The organism is Escherichia ruysiae (assembly GCF_031323975.1).
Taxonomy (GTDB): domain Bacteria; phylum Pseudomonadota; class Gammaproteobacteria; order Enterobacterales; family Enterobacteriaceae; genus Escherichia; species Escherichia ruysiae.
This window is the reverse complement of the sequence record NZ_JAVIWS010000001.1, coordinates 3,530,318-3,548,471: the sequence shown is the minus strand read 5'-3', so window position 1 is coordinate 3,548,471 and position 18,154 is coordinate 3,530,318. Positions and strand designations below refer to the sequence as shown.

15 protein-coding genes, 2 tRNA genes and 2 rRNA genes are annotated in these 18,154 nt (G+C 51.2%); 10 read left to right on the top strand and 9 right to left on the bottom strand.

Annotation, left to right across the window (positions count from 1 at the left end; genetic code table 11):
- Positions 1–187 precede the first annotated feature (187 nt).
- Genes tagK through RGV86_RS17090 form a run of 6 tightly spaced genes read left to right on the top strand, consistent with a single transcriptional unit; the run spans position 188 to position 6,361 of the window.
- Positions 188–1,102, top strand: a complete 915-nt coding sequence (gene tagK, locus RGV86_RS17115; protein WP_085460354.1) for a type VI secretion system-associated protein TagK — start codon at positions 188–190, stop codon at positions 1,100–1,102.
- A complete protein-coding gene (locus tag RGV86_RS17110) occupies positions 1,089–1,919 on the top strand; it encodes a type VI secretion system accessory protein TagJ (RefSeq protein WP_000203357.1) in 831 nt (276 codons plus the stop codon). The genes tagK and RGV86_RS17110 overlap by 14 nt, the downstream gene beginning before the upstream one ends.
- On the top strand, positions 1,916–2,410 hold the full coding sequence (tssE, locus tag RGV86_RS17105) for a type VI secretion system baseplate subunit TssE (RefSeq protein ID WP_000994234.1): 495 nt from the start codon (positions 1,916–1,918) through the stop codon (positions 2,408–2,410). The genes RGV86_RS17110 and tssE overlap by 4 nt, the downstream gene beginning before the upstream one ends.
- A gap of 15 nt (positions 2,411–2,425) precedes the next feature.
- Entirely contained in the window at positions 2,426–4,309 is a 1,884-nt protein-coding gene (gene tssF / locus RGV86_RS17100; RefSeq protein WP_309508475.1) for a type VI secretion system baseplate subunit TssF, read from the top strand.
- Complete coding sequence (gene tssG / locus RGV86_RS17095) at positions 4,306–5,301, top strand: type VI secretion system baseplate subunit TssG (RefSeq protein ID WP_000012133.1); 996 nt, start codon at positions 4,306–4,308, stop codon at positions 5,299–5,301. Before tssF ends, tssG begins: the two co-directional genes overlap by 4 nt.
- 10 nt (positions 5,302–5,311) lie before the next feature.
- Positions 5,312–6,361, top strand: a complete 1,050-nt coding sequence (locus RGV86_RS17090) for a type VI secretion system protein TssA (RefSeq protein WP_000380755.1) — start codon at positions 5,312–5,314, stop codon at positions 6,359–6,361.
- A gap of 146 nt (positions 6,362–6,507) precedes the next feature.
- On the opposite strand, the gene RGV86_RS17085 is transcribed toward RGV86_RS17090, so the two are convergent.
- Together RGV86_RS17085 and dnaQ are read right to left on the bottom strand one after the other, a co-directional pair.
- Positions 6,508–6,584: transfer RNA gene (locus RGV86_RS17085), tRNA-Asp, on the bottom strand.
- Between the two features lie 132 nt (positions 6,585–6,716).
- Entirely contained in the window at positions 6,717–7,448 is a 732-nt protein-coding gene (dnaQ, locus tag RGV86_RS17080; protein WP_001366128.1) for a DNA polymerase III subunit epsilon, read from the bottom strand.
- 64 nt (positions 7,449–7,512) lie between these two features.
- Here dnaQ and rnhA point away from each other — a divergent pair, with 64 nt between their 5' ends.
- Positions 7,513–7,980 (top strand): ribonuclease HI, encoded by a 468-nt coding sequence (gene rnhA, locus RGV86_RS17075; protein WP_000917883.1) that lies wholly within the window; start codon positions 7,513–7,515, stop codon positions 7,978–7,980.
- On the opposite strand, the gene RGV86_RS17070 is transcribed toward rnhA, so the two are convergent.
- Entirely contained in the window at positions 7,977–8,699 is a 723-nt protein-coding gene (locus tag RGV86_RS17070; protein ID WP_010344979.1) for a class I SAM-dependent methyltransferase, read from the bottom strand. The two genes, rnhA and RGV86_RS17070, sit on opposite strands and share 4 nt — an antisense overlap.
- 33 nt (positions 8,700–8,732) lie before the next feature.
- On the opposite strand from RGV86_RS17070, the gene gloB reads away from it, so the two are divergent.
- Positions 8,733–9,488, top strand: a complete 756-nt coding sequence (gene gloB / locus RGV86_RS17065) for a hydroxyacylglutathione hydrolase (RefSeq protein ID WP_085460352.1) — start codon at positions 8,733–8,735, stop codon at positions 9,486–9,488.
- A gap of 71 nt (positions 9,489–9,559) precedes the next feature.
- On the top strand, positions 9,560–10,918 hold the full coding sequence (gene mltD, locus RGV86_RS17060) for a murein transglycosylase D (RefSeq protein WP_000644688.1): 1,359 nt from the start codon (positions 9,560–9,562) through the stop codon (positions 10,916–10,918).
- Between the two features lie 47 nt (positions 10,919–10,965).
- On the opposite strand, the gene RGV86_RS17055 is transcribed toward mltD, so the two are convergent.
- Entirely contained in the window at positions 10,966–11,736 is a 771-nt protein-coding gene (locus tag RGV86_RS17055) for a class I SAM-dependent methyltransferase (protein WP_085460351.1), read from the bottom strand.
- Positions 11,737–11,813: 77 nt separating this feature from the next.
- On the bottom strand, positions 11,814–12,614 hold the full coding sequence (locus RGV86_RS17050; RefSeq protein WP_001230983.1) for an endonuclease/exonuclease/phosphatase family protein: 801 nt from the start codon (positions 12,612–12,614) through the stop codon (positions 11,814–11,816).
- Positions 12,615–12,854: 240 nt separating this feature from the next.
- Here RGV86_RS17050 and yafC point away from each other — a divergent pair, with 240 nt between their 5' ends.
- On the top strand, positions 12,855–13,769 hold the full coding sequence (yafC, locus tag RGV86_RS17045; RefSeq protein ID WP_000648557.1) for a DNA-binding transcriptional regulator YafC: 915 nt from the start codon (positions 12,855–12,857) through the stop codon (positions 13,767–13,769).
- Here the strand turns inward: yafC and dkgB are convergent.
- The 4 genes from dkgB to RGV86_RS17025 form a co-directional block, all read right to left on the bottom strand.
- The gene (gene dkgB / locus RGV86_RS17040; protein WP_000997006.1) at positions 13,766–14,569 is read right to left on the bottom strand and encodes a 2,5-didehydrogluconate reductase DkgB; all 804 of its coding nucleotides are present in this window, start codon (positions 14,567–14,569) and stop codon (positions 13,766–13,768) included. The genes yafC and dkgB overlap by 4 nt on opposite strands.
- Before the next feature lie 162 nt (positions 14,570–14,731).
- Positions 14,732–14,808: transfer RNA gene (locus RGV86_RS17035), tRNA-Asp, on the bottom strand.
- Positions 14,809–15,001: 193 nt separating this feature from the next.
- Positions 15,002–15,117 (bottom strand): 5S ribosomal RNA (gene rrf, locus RGV86_RS17030).
- A gap of 99 nt (positions 15,118–15,216) precedes the next feature.
- A 23S ribosomal RNA gene (locus RGV86_RS17025) occupies positions 15,217–18,123 on the bottom strand.
- Positions 18,124–18,154: the final 31 nt, after the last annotated feature.

The following is an 18,154-nucleotide window of genomic DNA, read 5'->3' as shown; positions in this document are numbered from 1 at the left end:
ATCTTTTTTATGTTTTTTTTCAATACAGAAAATCAATCACATATACATTATGAATATATTACATCAAAATTATCACAATACATTTCCGCAGGAATTAATATTGATAAAATAAATTGTTCAGCATTACTTATCTAAAAAATTGAAATTATTCTTCTATTGAAAAGAACACTCTATACAGCGATACGTAATGAAACGAAATATTTCCTGGGGACTACAAAAAATACAGGCGCACGGGGTTACCGATAGCACAATTTACGCGACTGCAGGAACACAGATTATCTTCACCGTCAACGCGCCCTGGCTTCCTGTTTTTGAGGTGGATGAGAATGCGAAAATTGCTCTCAGCCTGACTCGCCACGAAGAGGCGTGGTGGATAATCAATCAGTCCGATGAATATTGTTGCACGGTAAATGATCAGATTGTCGAGCCGCATCACCGTATGCGCCTGAATGAAGGGGATCTGATTGAATGGGGATTATCTTCCTGGTGTCTTGTTCGTAACAATCCGACGTCTCTTACTCCACGTGAGGAAAAGACGACACCACAGACTGCTGTTTCGCTGGAAACAATAAGCGAATATCTCGATCTTGACTGGTTTCGACAACAGCAACGGCAGTCGCAAAATCCGTTTGATATCATTCCGGTTCATGGCACAGTCGCCACCGAAGGCACCCCAGAAACAGATAACCCACTAACCCTACTTTACCAGGAATACCGCCAGGCATTATTGTCCCCTGAACAAGATATCCATCGTTATGCCGATCCATTTCCCCTTAATGAAGAGGCAGTTACGCTGGATCTGGCCTCATTGCGCAATCTGACCACTGAAGCTGATTCATTGCAGGATATGGTCACAGGAGGGTTAAGCATTGACGCTATTCTCGATGTCCTGGATACCACCGGCGAAGGAGAAACGATCTGGCCTACCGAAACGGTTCTCCCCGATATTCTGCACTTGCTTTCCCCGGAATACGCATCGGAAATGGTGCATAGCGCCGTCTTACCCGATCTGACACAACGTGAGCACCGCATCATTGGCATTGACAGCCATTACCGGGTAAACCCGGTACAACACGGAGATATCTATCATGACAAGCAATAACGTGCTACCGGCTACCTTGTCGGCACTGCTGCGGAATTATTCTGTAGCGGAAGGTATTCAGATGGCTGAGCAACAAGTAAAGATGCACCCAACTAAGGCTTTACATCGGCACAGCCTGTTTCAGTTATTGTGCGTGATCGGCTACTGGTCACGAGCGCTGCAACAAATCCAACTGTGCGCCCGACTGGACGCAAATTATACCCGAGAAGCGCAGGTATTTGGGGAGTTGATTCGCTGTGAGATATACCGCCAGTCCTGCTTTCATGGTGAACAACGTCCCGGCTTTATTCTCCCTCCGCCCGTCTGGATGGAGGATCTGCTTGTCGCCCTCGCCTGTAACGCCCATGGTAAAACGTCAGATGCCGATGCCCACCGCAGCCACGCGTTTGAGACCATAACAGACACTGCCGGACAGTGGAATGGCGGCACATTTGACTGGATAAGCGACAGCGACTCCCGTACCGGCCCAGTGCTGGAACTGGTCACTGGTGGCATGTATATCTGGCTGCCGCTTTCGCAAATTCGCTCACTGAAATCGCCCCCGCCAGCGAGTCTGACCGATCTGATCTGGAAACCCGTCAATATCACACTTCACAATGGTGATGTGCATGGTGCCTGGCTATTTTCCCGCTACAGCGGTTCAGAAAAAGCCTCCGATACCCTGTGTCTGTGCCGCAAAACCGTCTGGCAGGATGGTTCCGGAGAAACCCTGGTACAGGCTCTGGGGCAAAAAATGTGGCTCACCAGCCACGGAGATATCAGCCTGCTGGATTTGAGCACCTGCACCTTTAATTCACCTGAAGGCCAAGATGCATGAATGCCTCCCACCAGCGCCCAGGCAAACACTTACTACCCACTCTGTTTGACCGCCTGTGCGACGACACCCCAAACCAGAAGCGCGACCACGATATCAGTGTTAGCCCAGCTCAGCTTAAAGAGATCATCCGCCGGGATTTGTCGTTTCTGCTCAACACCATCAGCCATGAAGATGATATTGATGCCGCGCGTTACCCGCAGGCGGCTGCTTCCGTAGTGAACTACGGCCTGCCGCCGCTGGCGGGGAGCTTTTTGTATGAACATAAGTGGGATGATATCCGCAGAGCCATTTTGCGTACTATTACCCGGTTTGAACCCCGGCTGAAGACCTCCACACTGCAAATCATCCCGCTACAGGATGAACAACGCCAGAATGGCCATAACACATTACAGTTTGAAATTTGCGGTGAGATCCTCACGCAGCCGTATCCGACAGCATTCCGGGTACGTAGTGCGCTGGATATGGAGCACAGCCGCATTACATTTTATTAATATAGAGGGTGAGTGATGGATCCACGGCTACTGGAATACTACAACCGCGAATTGAGCTACCTGCGGGAAACGGGAGCCGAATTTGCCGCCCGTCATCCCAAAATCGCCGCCCGTCTGGGAATGCAGGGAGCGGATATTGCCGATCCCTATGTGGAGCGTATGATCGAAGCTTTCAGCTTCCTGACCGCCCGCACGCAGCTTAAAATTGACGCTGAATTTCCCCGCTTCACCCAGCGTTTGTTGGAGGTCGTCAGTCCCAATTACATCACCCCAACCCCCTCAATGAGCGTGGCACAACTACATCCCGATCCGGAAGAAGGTGATTTGGCGAAGGGATTCACCGTCCCACGCAACACTGCCTTTTTTTCCTCCATTCCGGAAGGTGAAAGCGCCGCCTGCCAGTTTCGCAGCAACCAGGATGTGACACTGTGGCCGCTTGCCATCGAAGAGGCGCGCCTGACCGCCGCGCCGCCGGATATGCCCGCCCTGCACCGCTACCTGCCAGCTAACATTCACGTCGCCGGAGCACTACGCATTACCCTGCGCACCTTCGGTGAACTGACCTTCAGCCAGCTTGCCGGGCTGGACAAGCTGCCGCTCTATCTCTGCGGCGAGGAGCGCACGACCTCACACCTGTTCGAACTGTTGCACACCAGCGCCATTGCCACACTGGCTGGCGTTCCGGGTCATTTTGACGGCGTACTGGATGTGAATCTGAAACAGCCCGTCATGTACGAGGGTCTGGAGCCGGATCAAGGGCTATTGCCGCTGGCGTGGAACGTGTTCCACGGCCATAACCTGTTGCATGAATATTTTGCCTGCCCGGAACGCTTTTATTTTTTCACCCCGACGGGTCTGTCTGCCGGGTTACAAAAAATTCACAGCGGCGTGGCGGAAATTGTTATCTTACTGAACCGCCTGCCGCCAGACTGGCTGATCCACCAGACAAATGCTGCACAGTTCAGCCTGTTCTGTACCCCGGTGATCAACCTGTTTCCCCGCGTCACCGCCCGGATCGATATCACACACAGCACGACGGAGCAGCACCTGGTGGTGGACAGAACCCATCCGCTCGACTATGAGGTGTTTTCGGTCCAGGAAGTGGAAGGGTTGGAAGCCGACACCACGCGGAAGATGACATTTCGCCCGCTCTACCACACCCGCAATAATGATGAAGGCAATCATGGGCGTTATTTTTCCCTGCGCCGGGAGCCGCGTCGGTTGTCTGAGAACGCCCGCCGCTACGGCACCCGCACACCCTATACGGGTTCGGAAGTATTCCTGTCGCTGGTTGACCAGTATGAAGCCCCATACCCGGAAAATCTGCGCCATATCACCATCACTGCCATGGTCACCAACCGCGATCTGCCCTGTCTTATCGCACGCAATGGCCGGGACGATCTGACCGTGGATGCGGCCATCCCTGTGGCAGGTGTGGGGCTTATCCGTCCACCTCGTCCACCACAGCCACCACTGGCGGAACGTGAAATGGCCTGGCGGTTGATCCGCCAGTTATCCTTTAATTATCTGCCGCTGGCCGATCTGGATCACCGCACCGGCGGTCAGGCACTGCGCGATCTGCTGAACCTGTTTATTCCGGCGCATGACAGTCCGCAGTCGCGTCAGGTACGCAGCCTGATTGGCTGTAAAACAACGCCTGTTACCCGCCGTCTGCCCGGTTCCGGGCTGCTGGTTTATGGTCGCGGCGTCAGTTGTGAGCTGACGGTGGATGAAGACGGATTCTCTGGTATTAGCCCGTATCTGTTCGGTCTGGTGTTGGAGCAATATATCGCTCGTCATGTTTCCATTAATACCTTCTCGCAGATGACGCTGCACAGTATGCAACGTGGGAAAATTATGACCTGGCCGGTCAGAGCCGGACTACGGGGAAGTGTATGAGCGGCGATTTCACCCAAGCGCAGAAAACGCCCTGGCGCTATGGTTTTCTGAACCTGATGCGCCGCGTGGATGTGCAGTTGTGTACCGTCCCCGCAGGTAGTGCCTGGCAACCAGGCATGGAAAAATTTCGCCTGGGACAAACACCTACACTGACCTTTGCGCCACGGGAAATCGCCAATGTGAGCTGGCAACAAGGACGCCTGCACCTTAGCCTTTACAGCCTTGGACTGTGGGGTCCGAACGGTCCGCTGCCACTGCATTACACTGAACTCGCGCGCAATCGGACCGAAAGCCGCTGCGATCCGACCCTGACCCGTTTTACCGATCTTTTTCATCACCGCTGGCTGACGCAGTTTTATCAGGCATGGCGCAGCGCCCAGTCCGCCGGGGGCGGTCTGGATAAACAGGAATATGACCGTTTTGCCTTTTATATCGCCAGCCTCAGCGGGCAGGATTTACGGGAAAGTGCAGATAGCTCGCTGCCGGATCACGTTCGCCTGGCGGCATCGGCCCATCTGGTGCGCGAATCCCGCAACCCGGACGGCTTGGCCGCCACGCTGGCGCACTATTTCAGTGTGCCTTTCCGGATACAAGAGTATGTCCTGCACTGGATAACGGTGGCTGATGATGAAATTACCCGACTGGGGATACCAGCCCCCTCTTCCGTCATTGGCAACGGCGCACTCATCGGCCAGGCCGTGCCGGACATGCAATATAAGTTCCGGCTGGTGATTGGCCCGCTGACACTGGCTGACTACCGGCGTTTCCTGCCTGGTGGTAATAACCTGCCAGTACTAACGGAACTGGTTCGTGCATTTACCGGGTTTGAATACTGCTGGGAAATTGAGCTACAGCTTAAACCACACGCAGCCCCTCCGGCTGTTACTGGCGGTCCATATCAGCTTGGCTGGACCGCCTGGGCAGGGAAAGCCCTGCACGACAACCCGGTGACGGGCATGATTTTCGAACCTGAACACTATCTGGCACACTGAGGATAATTTAATGGATACCCCCCTGTCTGACCCTATTTCGGCTGAATGCCCCTGCGGCCCGGATCTGGAGTATGATCCAGAGTACCTGTTGCTGTTCACCCGCGCCTTAGCGCGTGAAGAGGCGCAATATGGCGATTTTGTCAGTACACCGGAAACTATTAACTGGGCGGAGCTGGAGCGGGACGCCCGCCGCCTGCTGGCACGCAGTAAAGATATCCGCATCCTGGTTGTCCTGCTGCGTTGCCGTATCCAGCAGGCCGGAGCCAGAGGGCTGGTGGAGACACTCACGCTTCTGGAAACGTTGTGTGTCGCAAACCCGGACACCATCCATCCACAACTGCTTACGGCTGAAGATACCACCGCCGAAGATGCGGCTGTAGCACGCAGTAACGCGCTGTCGGCGCTACTGGACCACGAAGGCGTAATGGCTGATATTCGTGGCATTACGCTATCAAACAACGCCGCCATGCGCCTTCAGGTTCGGGATGTGGAACGTTCGCTGTCTGCATCACGCCCGGCGGATGCGCTGGCACCGGAATCAGTACGTCAGCAACTGGCCGACCTGGAAGCACGCGGCGCACTGCCGCTGGACGCATTTCGCCAGGCCGCCGAGATCACTGAGCGACTGCAACACCATGCTCGTGAAACGCTGAATGACCTGGCCCCGGACTTTTCGCGTCTGACGCAACTGCTGACCCTGTTGCCTGGGGCGGTACAGACAACTACGCCAGAAATCCCACAACCAAAACCGCAGGCTGATCAGCCGAAGTATGCTGCTATCGATAATACCGGACTGACACTAGCAGGGCATGTCGCTCCCACAGTGGATATACCAGCCGAAACGACCGCAAAGATCATCGCAGAGCCACAGCAAATCAGCGATCGGAACGACGCACTGAAACGCCTGCGAGTCATCCGCCGCTGGTTTGAGCACAGTGAACCAAGCAGTCCGACCATTCCTTTGTTGCGTCAGGCGGAACGACTGGTCGGTAAACGCTTTTCGGAGATAATCAATGAAGTTCCAGCAGAACTGCTGGAGAAGTGGGATGCGCAGGAATAACCAAAATGACCAGAACTTATAACTACTGGTCATTATATGGTGTAACTATTTTCTGGATTAAATCCATTTAACTTCCGGGGTGAAAAATCCCGAAAGCCAGAAACGACAAAAGCCTGAACCATTGCTGATTCAGGCTTTCTAAATATTGGCGGAACGGACGGGACTCGAACCCGCGACCCCCTGCGTGACAGGCAGGTATTCTAACCGACTGAACTACCGCTCCGCGTTTTATTCCGTTGGGAACGAGGCGAATACTACGGATTGCCTCGCCCTTCGTCAATTGTTTTTCTCATCTTTTGAATCGTTTGCTGCAAAAATCGCCCAACTCGCTATTTTTAGCACCTTTTACATGTATTTATGCCCGCCAGAGGCAGCTTCCGCCTTTCTTCTGCACCAGATCGAGACGAGCTTCATGCGCTGCTAGCTCTTCATCCGTCGCAAAAACAACGCGTAACTTACTTGCCTGGCGCACAATGCGCTGAATTGTTGCTTCACCTTGTTGCTGTTGTGTTTCACCTTCCATCGCAAAAGCCATCGACGTTTGGCCACCGGTCATCGCCAGATAAACTTCCGCAAGGATCTGGGCATCGAGTAATGCCCCGTGCAATGTACGCTTGCTGTTATCTATTTCGTAGCGGGCGCATAACGCATCGAGGCTGTTGCGCTTACCAGGAAACATTTTCCTCGCTACCGCAAGGCTATCGGTGACCTTACAGAAGGTATTGGTCTTCGGAATATCGCGCTTGAGCAGCGAAAACTCGTAGTCCATAAAGCCGATATCGAACGCTGCGTTATGGATCACCAGCTCCGCGCCACGAATATAGTCCATGAACTCATCAGCTACTTCGGCAAACGTAGGCTTATCGAGCAAAAACTCATCGGCAATACCATGTACGCCAAAGGCTTCCGGATCCACCAGCCGATCGGGCTTAAGATAAACGTGAAAGTTATTGCCCGTCAGTCGACGGTTCACCACTTCAACGGCACCAATCTCAATGATCTTGTGGCCTTCATAGTGCGCACCAATCTGGTTCATACCGGTGGTTTCGGTATCGAGAACGATCTGGCGTGTAATTGCAGTGCTCATAGCGGTCATTTATGTCAGACTTGTCGTTTTACAATTCGATTCAATTACAGGAAGTCTACCAGAGATGCTTAAACAGGTAGAAATTTTCACCGATGGTTCGTGTCTGGGTAATCCAGGACCTGGGGGTTACGGCGCTATTTTACGTTATCGCGGACGCGAGAAAACCTTTAGCGCAGGCTACACCCGCACCACCAATAACCGTATGGAGTTGATGGCTGCTATTGTCGCGCTGGAAGCGTTAAAAGAACATTGCGAAGTCATTTTGAGTACCGACAGCCAGTATGTCCGCCAGGGGATTACCCAGTGGATCCATAACTGGAAAAAACGTGGCTGGAAAACCGCAGACAAAAAACCGGTAAAAAATGTCGATCTCTGGCAACGTCTTGATGCCGCGCTGGGACAGCATCAAATCAAATGGGAATGGGTAAAAGGCCATGCCGGACACCCGGAAAACGAACGCTGTGATGAACTGGCTCGTGCTGCGGCAATGAATCCCACGCTGGAAGATACGGGCTATCAAGTCGAAGTTTAAGCCTGTGGTTTACGACATTGCCGGGTGGCACCGACCGCCTGGCGAATTCGCGGTTTGTTTTTACTCTGTTTCATCGGATTTAGCGTTAAAGGAATAGTCCGTTTCCGGGCAACAATAAGTTGTAAGCAACCAAGCGCAGGAATGTGCGTGCTCAATAGTTTTCCACCGTGCTTGTTCCACGGGAGAACATGGAAACGGCTGGCGTGTAGCACTTCAAAATTCAACAAAGAGAGCCAGTCCAGTTGCCGCATCAGAGTAAACATCCGGCTGTTATAGGGCGATGTTTTTCGCAATACCGGCACAAGTTTGCGTAATCCCATTAAACTGATGGGATTGAAGCCGCTAATAACCAGCCAGCCATCATCAATCAATACCCTATCGGCTTCGCGCAATAAACGATGCGGATCGGTGCACCACGGCAATGTATGCGCCAGTAGACAAACATCGACGGATTTATCGGCAAAAGGAAGGTGAAGTGGGTCCGCCTGCACCTGGACGGGCATTCCTTGCGCTGAAACATTCACTTGATGAGAAACCGCGCACGCTTCGCAATTGATTTCTGCGCTTAAATTGCCAATCTTAAGCAGATGAAAACCATACATTTTAGCGAACCACGGGTTGAGCTGGCGTTCCAGCGCCTTGCGATAAAGCTCTCCCCAGGGCAAATCGCCCCAGCAATCAGGAGCCACGACAGTTTGGGGGATCCTTGCCGGTTTCATCACAACCTTCCGTTTCGCACTGAGAGGTAATATATGAATCTTAACAGTATTTCCGCCTTTGATGACAATTACATCTGGGTTTTGTCTGATGAAGCAGGTCGTTGCCTGATTGTCGACCCAGGAGAGGCAGAACCCGTATTAAAGGCGATTTCAGCTAACAACTGGCAACCAGTAGCGATTTTCCTCACCCACAATCACCACGATCACGTTGGCGGTGTAAAAGAACTGGTAGAAAAGTATCCGCAAATTGTGGTGTATGGGCCAGAAGAGACACAAGATAAGGGAACAACGCAGGTAGTCAAAGATGGCGATACTGCCTTCGTTTTGGGGCATGAATTTAGTGTAATTGCTACGCCAGGTCACACTTTAGGACATATCTGTTACTTTAGCGAACCTTATCTATTTTGTGGCGACACTCTGTTTTCTGGCGGTTGCGGTAGACTATTCGAAGGCACTGCATCACAGATGTATCAATCACTTAAAAAATTAAGTGAACTTCCTGACGATACTCTGGTGTGTTGCGCTCACGAATATACTTTATCAAATATGAAGTTTGCTTTGAGTATTCTTCCGCACGATTTGTCTATAAATGATTATTATCGTAAAGTTAAGGAGTTACGGGCAAAAAATCAAATAACACTACCCGTAATTCTGAAAAATGAGCGGCAAAATAATGTTTTTTTGAGAACAGAAGATATTGATTTAATTAATGTAATTAATAAAGAAACATTATTGCAACAACCTGAAGAACGTTTTGCCTGGTTAAGGTCAAAGAAAGATAGATTCTGATAAAACTTTCTTGTCATCAGCTTCGTTCGCCGTTATGATCGGTCGTCTTTTAAGCAACTATTGACACACACATGAAGGCAAAAGCGATATTACTCGCCTCTGTCCTGCTCGTGGGTTGCCAGAGTACTGGTAACGTTCAACAGCACGCACAGAGCCTTTCTGCAGCTGGTCAAGGGGAAGCAGCAAAGTTTACAAGTCAGGCACGATGGATGGACGATGGGACGTCTATCGCGCCGGATGGTGACTTGTGGGCTTTCATAGGCGACGAGCTAAAGATGGGAATTCCGGAAAACGACCGGATTCGCGAACAGAAACAGAAATATTTACGCAATAAGAGCTATCTCCACGATGTAACTTTACGGGCAGAGCCGTATATGTACTGGATAGCCGGGCAAGTTAAAAAACGTAACATGCCTATGGAACTGGTACTACTACCCATAGTGGAGAGCGCTTTTGATCCTCACGCGACGTCTGGCGCCAATGCCGCAGGCATCTGGCAGATCATTCCGAGCACGGGGCGCAATTATGGTTTGAAACAGACTCGCAATTATGACGCGCGTCGCGATGTTGTTGCTTCAACAACTGCCGCGCTGAACATGATGCAGCGTCTGAACAAAATGTTTGACGGCGACTGGCTTCTGACCGTAGCGGCTTATAACAGCGGCGAAGGTCGGGTCATGAAGGCAATTAAAACGAACAAAGCGCGTGGGAAATCCACGGATTTCTGGTCGTTACCGTTGCCGCAGGAAACGAAGCAGTACGTGCCTAAGATGCTGGCATTGAGTGATATTCTCAAAAACAGCAAGCGTTATGGTGTACGTCTGCCGACGACCGATGAAAGCCGTGCTCTGGCGCGTGTACACCTGAGTAGCCCGGTTGAAATGGCGAAGGTTGCAGATATGGCGGGAATTTCCGTCAGCAAACTGAAGACCTTCAACGCTGGCGTGAAAGGCTCCACGCTGGGCGCAAGTGGTCCACAGTACGTGATGGTGCCAAAGAAACATGCAGATCAACTGCGTGAATCTCTGGCTTCAGGCGAAATTGCTGCCGTACAGTCGACACTGGTTGCCGACAATACGCCGCTTAATAGCCGCGTTTACACCGTACGCTCTGGCGACACGCTTTCAAGCATCGCTTCACGTCTCGGCGTAAGCACAAAGAATTTGCAGCAGTGGAACAATCTGCGCGGTTCTAAGCTGAAACCAGGTCAAAGTCTGACAATTGGCGCTGGTAGTAGCGCACAGCGGTTGGCAAACAACAGCGATAGCATTACGTATCGTGTGCGCAAAGGTGATTCGCTTTCAAGCATTGCTAAGCGTCACGGCGTAAACATCAAAGATGTGATGCGCTGGAACAGCGATACTGCGAATCTGCAACCAGGCGACAAGCTGACGTTGTTTGTGAAAAACAACAATATGCCAGATTCCTGACAAACCAGATAACAGAAAGGCACCGATTCCCCCGGTGCCTTTTTTATTTATGCCGCTTTATGTGCTTCAACCATGATGATATCACTGGTGAAAGAGCCATCATTCTGCAAGGCAAAATACGTTTTCACCTCTGTCGATGCGCTCTGTTGGTAAACGCGAATAGCGTCCACTAACACTTCTGGCGTACGCATTCTCGCAATCCACGAAGAGAATTCCAGAGGTAATTTATCGGTGATCACATTATCGACAAGCAGATATGCTTCATTGATTAACGTCAACCACTCACCGCTGGCGTAATTACGCACGTGAGAAGCATCGCGCAATGCTTCTATCGTCTGTAACCAAATATCGCGTACCGGGTGACCCGGAGACATTACGTCCATCACAATCAGCATACCGCCGGGCTTCAAGACCCGATTCACTTCACGCAATGCCGCACCGACATCATGCCAGTGGTGAGCAGAATAACGACTAATAACAATATTAAAGGTGTGATCGGCAAAAGGCAGGCTTTCGGCATACCCCTGGCGGGTGGTGATATTTTTCAGTTGTCGGGTATCTGCAGCCTGTGCAACAACATCCAGCATTTGGGAAGATAAGTCATACGCCACCACTTCCTGCACGTTTTGCGCGGCGACAAAGCTGGCATGTCCTGCTCCACAGCCCATATCAAGTACGCAAGCGTCAGGATACTCTGCCAGACACGCCGCCAGGCGCTGTAAGTCGCGCCCGGATGCATGCACGGCACTGGTTAAATATTCACTGGCCTGCGAGCTAAATTGCTTTTCTACGTGCTCATGGTGGGATTGTGTTGTCATTGCACTGTCCTTTTGTTGTTTGAGTATAAAAAGGCAGCGCCAAACGTTGGTCTGCCCTGTGGCAGACCTGACATACCTTATTTATCAGGCTTGCCGGGACTGAATTCAACGAGTAGCGGATTGTGATCAGAAGCGCGCGTAACCAGTACGGAAGCTTCGCTGACATTCAGACCACGGTAGAAAACAAAATCGAGCGGGCGACCAAACGCCCGGCGGCGCTGATCATCAGTAAAACGCACCTGGCGCAGCGACATTTCTCGCGCAAAGCGATATAACGCGTTCATCCTTCTACGGCTCCAGGCATTGAAATCTCCCGCCATAATGACCGGACCGCTGTGGTGGGCTATCTGATCGCCAATAGGAAGCAATTGCTTGCTATAAACATCCACGCCCAGACTGAAGTTGACCGCATGGATATTGACTACCATCAACAGGCGGGTGTCAGGTAATGGATAGACCGTCACCAGTGCCGATTTCGCCAGACGTAAAATAGGTTCACGTTCGCGTAACGGGCAGCAATACACCGGATGCGCTGCCGAAAGGGTCATTACGCCGGAAGGATGTTGTGGCAGAACAAAAGCGGGCACCTGATCGGCAGCAAGATAGTTAGCGGTCGCAAACTGCACTAACTCTGGCGTTGTCTGCGCTTCCTGCAATAACACCAGATGTGCATCTTTGCCGTAGTTCTTTAATACCGACAACCATTCAGCGCGTTGCTGTTTGTAAATGTTCCACACCAGGATCCGAATACGCTCTTCGGTACTTAACGGTTCTCCGGGTGGTAATGCCTGGCCGATGCTCGCAAATGACCCCGGCGGTAAGATCCTTTCCGCAGGTTGTCCGGCTACATAGCGCATGGCATAGGTATTTTTTCGCACTTTTGACTTTGAAACCTCTATTACGTCAACCCTTCCGCACTCGGGAGGGTTCTACTGTTATAGGGATTTTAGCTCACTCTTTCAACGAGCAATTGTATATTGTTATGTAAGCAAGTGCTTACACCGCACAGAATTTTGCTCATTATTGAGAACATTAAATCGGATGACATATTACGTATCCTGATGGTTTAATAACAAATAAATTCAAAATATCTCTTCTATTTTGCAACAGGAGCAAAAATGAAAGCCACGTCGGAAGAACTCGCCATTTTTGTTTCGGTCGTCGAAAGCGGCAGCTTTAGCCGGGCAGCGGAACAATTAGGGCAAGCAAACTCAGCGGTCAGCCGTGCGGTAAAAAAGCTGGAAATGAAACTTGGCGTCAGCCTACTTAATCGAACCACACGACAACTTAGCCTGACGGAAGAAGGCGAGCGTTATTTTCGTCGCGTACAGTCAATTTTGCAGGAGATGGCAGCGGCAGAATCAGAAATTATGGAGACGCGTAATACACCGCGCGGACTGTTACGGATCGATGCCGCAACCCCCGTGGTACTACACTTTCTGATGCCGTTAATTAAGCCTTTCCGCGAACGCTATCCGGAAGTCACTTTATCGCTAGTCTCCTCCGAAACGATTATTAATTTGATCGAAAGAAAAGTGGATGTCGCGATACGCGCCGGTACGTTAACGGATTCCAGCTTACGAGCCAGGCCGTTATTTAACAGTTATCGAAAAATTATCGCCTCCCCCGACTATATTGCCCGCTACGGGAAGCCAGAAACTATCGACGATTTAAAGCAACATGTTTGCCTGGGATTTACTGAACCCGCTTCCCTCAATACCTGGCCGATAGCCTGTAGTGATGGACAATTACATGAGGTGAAGTACGGTTTGTCATCCAATAGTGGAGAAACACTGAAACAGCTTTGCCTGAGTGGCAACGGGATTGCGTGTTTGTCCGACTATATGATCGACAGAGAAATTGCTCGTGGTGAACTGGTGGAGTTAATGGCAGATAAAGTGTTGCCAGTGGAAATGCCCTTCAGCGCCGTCTATTACAGCGACCGCGCGGTAAGTACTCGCATCCGGGCCTTTATCGATTTCCTTAGCGAGCATATAAAAACAGCTCCCGCAGGAGCTGTCAGAGAGGCTTAATCCCATTCAGGAGCCAGACCTTCCGGACTTACGAGGCGGTCGTTGCAATCCAGTTCGGCGATCGCTTTTTTGTCTTCTGCATCAAGCTGTAAACTTTGTGCCTTAAGATTACTTTCCAGGTTTTCACGTTTAGTGGAAGACGGTATTACTGAGTAGCCTTCCTCCATTGCCCACGCCAGAATTACTTGTGCCGGGGTCGCATTGTGTTTAGCTGCGATACGAGCAATAACCTCATCTTTCAGAGCCTTCCCATAAGCCAGCGTCATATAGGAAGTAATATGAATGCCGTGCTGTTTAGCCCAGGCGACCACTTTACGGTTTTGCAGATAAGGAGAGAGTTCAATCTGGTTGGTAGCGATGTTTTCAGCGCCAACAGCAGCAATTGCCTTTTCCATCAACGGGATCGTGAAGTTGGAAATACCGATTTCACGCGTCAGCCCTTGTTTTTTCGCTTCCAGCAACGCCTGCATAAACTCTTCAACAGAGACTTCATCGTTTGGTGACGGCCAGTGGATTAGCGTCAGATCAACATAATCGGTACGCAATTTTTGCAGGCTCTCTTTCAGACTCGGGATCAGTTTGTCTTTGCTGAGATTTTCAATCCAGATTTTAGTGGTGATATAGAGTTCATTACGTGGCACGCCACTTTCTGCAATCGCCTGACCTACTGCAGCTTCGTTATCATAGATTTGTGCGGTATCAATTGCGCGATAGCCAAGTTCAAGCGCCGTTTTCACAGATGCAATAACAACGTCGTCTTTGAGACGGAAAGTACCTAAACCAAATGCAGGGATAGCCATAATATGCCTCTTCTAATGCTATGTTCGTTAACTGAGATGATTATGGGCTTCAGACTATTGCGGAAAAAGAGCGTAAAATGCAGAGGATTTTTGCGATTTTGGCAATAATAGAAATACAGACGAAAAAAAACCTCGAGCGTTAACTCGAGGTTTCTTAATAAGTGGCGGAACGGACGGGACTCGAACCCGCGACCCCCTGCGTGACAGGCAGGTATTCTAACCGACTGAACTACCGCTCCACCGAATTCTTTTACAACCACCGGTTTTATGACCGGCTAACTGCTTAATTTGATGCCTGGCAGTTTATGAATCACTTCGTGATTCACCCTTCGGGCCGTTGCTTCGCAACGTTCAAAAGCTTTCGCTTTTGTCCTACTCTCTTATCGAGTAGTGAACTGCCTCAAAGGTCATTACCATTCTTCGTAATTTGATGCCTGGCAGTTCCCTACTCTCGCATGGGGAGACCCCACACTACCATCGGCGCTACGGCGTTTCACTTCTGAGTTCGGCATGGGGTCAGGTGGGACCACCGCGCTACGGCCGCCAGGCAAATTCTGTTTTATCAACACGTCCTGTTCTGACCTGTCGATTTAATCTGTATCAGGCTGAAAATCTTCTCTCATCCGCCAAAACAGCTTCGGCGTTGTAAGGTTAAGCCTCACGGTTCATTAGTACCGGTTAGCTCAACGCATCGCTGCGCTTACACACCCGGCCTATCAACGTCGTCGTCTTCAACGTTCCTTCAGGACTCTCAAGGAGTCAGGGAGAACTCATCTCGGGGCAAGTTTCGTGCTTAGATGCTTTCAGCACTTATCTCTTCCGCATTTAGCTACCGGGCAGTGCCATTGGCATGACAACCCGAACACCAGTGATGCGTCCACTCCGGTCCTCTCGTACTAGGAGCAGCCCCCCTCAGTTCTCCAGCGCCCACGGCAGATAGGGACCGAACTGTCTCACGACGTTCTAAACCCAGCTCGCGTACCACTTTAAATGGCGAACAGCCATACCCTTGGGACCTACTTCAGCCCCAGGATGTGATGAGCCGACATCGAGGTGCCAAACACCGCCGTCGATATGAACTCTTGGGCGGTATCAGCCTGTTATCCCCGGAGTACCTTTTATCCGTTGAGCGATGGCCCTTCCATTCAGAACCACCGGATCACTATGACCTGCTTTCGCACCTGCTCGCGCCGTCACGCTCGCAGTCAAGCTGGCTTATGCCATTGCACTAACCTCCTGATGTCCGACCAGGATTAGCCAACCTTCGTGCTCCTCCGTTACTCTTTAGGAGGAGACCGCCCCAGTCAAACTACCCACCAGACACTGTCCGCAACCCGGATAACGGGTCCACGTTAGAACATCAAACATTAAAGGGTGGTATTTCAAGGTCGGCTCCACGCAGACTGGCGTCCACGCTTCAAAGCCTCCCACCTATCCTACACATCAAGGCTCAATGTTCAGTGTCAAGCTATAGTAAAGGTTCACGGGGTCTTTCCGTCTTGCCGCGGGTACACTGCATCTTCACAGCGAGTTCAATTTCACTGAGTCTCGGGTGGAGACAGCCTGGCCATCATTACGCCATTCGTGCAGGTCGGAACTTACCCGACAAGGAATTTCGCTACCTTAGGACCGTTATAGTTACGGCCGCCGTTTACCGGGGCTTCGATCAAGAGCTTCGCCTTGCGGCTGACCCCATCAATTAACCTTCCGGCACCGGGCAGGCGTCACACCGTATACGTCCACTTTCGTGTTTGCACAGTGCTGTGTTTTTAATAAACAGTTGCAGCCAGCTGGTATCTTCGACTGATTTCAGCTCCACGAGCAAGTCGCTTCACCTACATATCAGCGTGCCTTCTCCCGAAGTTACGGCACCATTTTGCCTAGTTCCTTCACCCGAGTTCTCTCAAGCGCCTTGGTATTCTCTACCTGACCACCTGTGTCGGTTTGGGGTACGATTTGATGTTACCTGATGCTTAGAGGCTTTTCCTGGAAGCAGGGCATTTGTTGCTTCAGCACCGTAGTGCCTCGTCATCACGCCTCAGCCTTGATTTTCCGGATTTGCCTGGAAAACCAGCCTACACGCTTAAACCGGGACAACCGTCGCCCGGCCAACATAGCCTTCTCCGTCCCCCCTTCGCAGTAACACCAAGTACAGGAATATTAACCTGTTTCCCATCGACTACGCCTTTCGGCCTCGCCTTAGGGGTCGACTCACCCTGCCCCGATTAACGTTGGACAGGAACCCTTGGTCTTCCGGCGAGCGGGCTTTTCACCCGCTTTATCGTTACTTATGTCAGCATTCGCACTTCTGATACCTCCAGCATGCCTCACAGCACACCTTCGCAGGCTTACAGAACGCTCCCCTACCCAACAACACATAGTGTCGCTGCCGCAGCTTCGGTGCATGGTTTAGCCCCGTTACATCTTCCGCGCAGGCCGACTCGACCAGTGAGCTATTACGCTTTCTTTAAATGATGGCTGCTTCTAAGCCAACATCCTGGCTGTCTGGGCCTTCCCACATCGTTTCCCACTTAACCATGACTTTGGGACCTTAGCTGGCGGTCTGGGTTGTTTCCCTCTTCACGACGGACGTTAGCACCCGCCGTGTGTCTCCCGTGATAACATTCTCCGGTATTCGCAGTTTGCATCGGGTTGGTAAGTCGGGATGACCCCCTTGCCGAAACAGTGCTCTACCCCCGGAGATGAATTCACGAGGCGCTACCTAAATAGCTTTCGGGGAGAACCAGCTATCTCCCGGTTTGATTGGCCTTTCACCCCCAGCCACAAGTCATCCGCTAATTTTTCAACATTAGTCGGTTCGGTCCTCCAGTTAGTGTTACCCAACCTTCAACCTGCCCATGGCTAGATCACCGGGTTTCGGGTCTATACCCTGCAACTTAACGCCCAGTTAAGACTCGGTTTCCCTTCGGCTCCCCTATTCGGTTAACCTTGCTACAGAATATAAGTCGCTGACCCATTATACAAAAGGTACGCAGTCACCCTGATAAATCAAGGCTCCCACTGCTTGTACGTACACGGTTTCAGGTTCTTTTTCACTCCCCTCGCCGGGGTTCTTTTCGCCTTTCCCTCACGGTACTGGTTCACTATCGGTCAGTCAGGAGTATTTAGCCTTGGAGGATGGTCCCCCCATATTCAGACAGGATACCACGTGTCCCGCCCTACTCATCGAGCTCACAGTATGTGCATTTTTGTGTACGGGGCTGTCACCCTGTATCGCGCGCCTTTCCAGACGCTTCCACTAACACACACACTGATTCAGGCTCTGGGCTGCTCCCCGTTCGCTCGCCGCTACTGGGGGAATCTCGGTTGATTTCTTTTCCTCGGGGTACTTAGATGTTTCAGTTCCCCCGGTTCGCCTCATTAACCTATGGATTCAGTTAATGATAGTGTGACGAATCACACTGGGTTTCCCCATTCGGAAATCGCCGGTTATAACGGTTCATATCACCTTACCGACGCTTATCGCAGATTAGCACGTCCTTCATCGCCTCTGACTGCCAGGGCATCCACCGTGTACGCTTAGTCGCTTAACCTCACAACCCGAAGATGTTTCGTAAAACACCA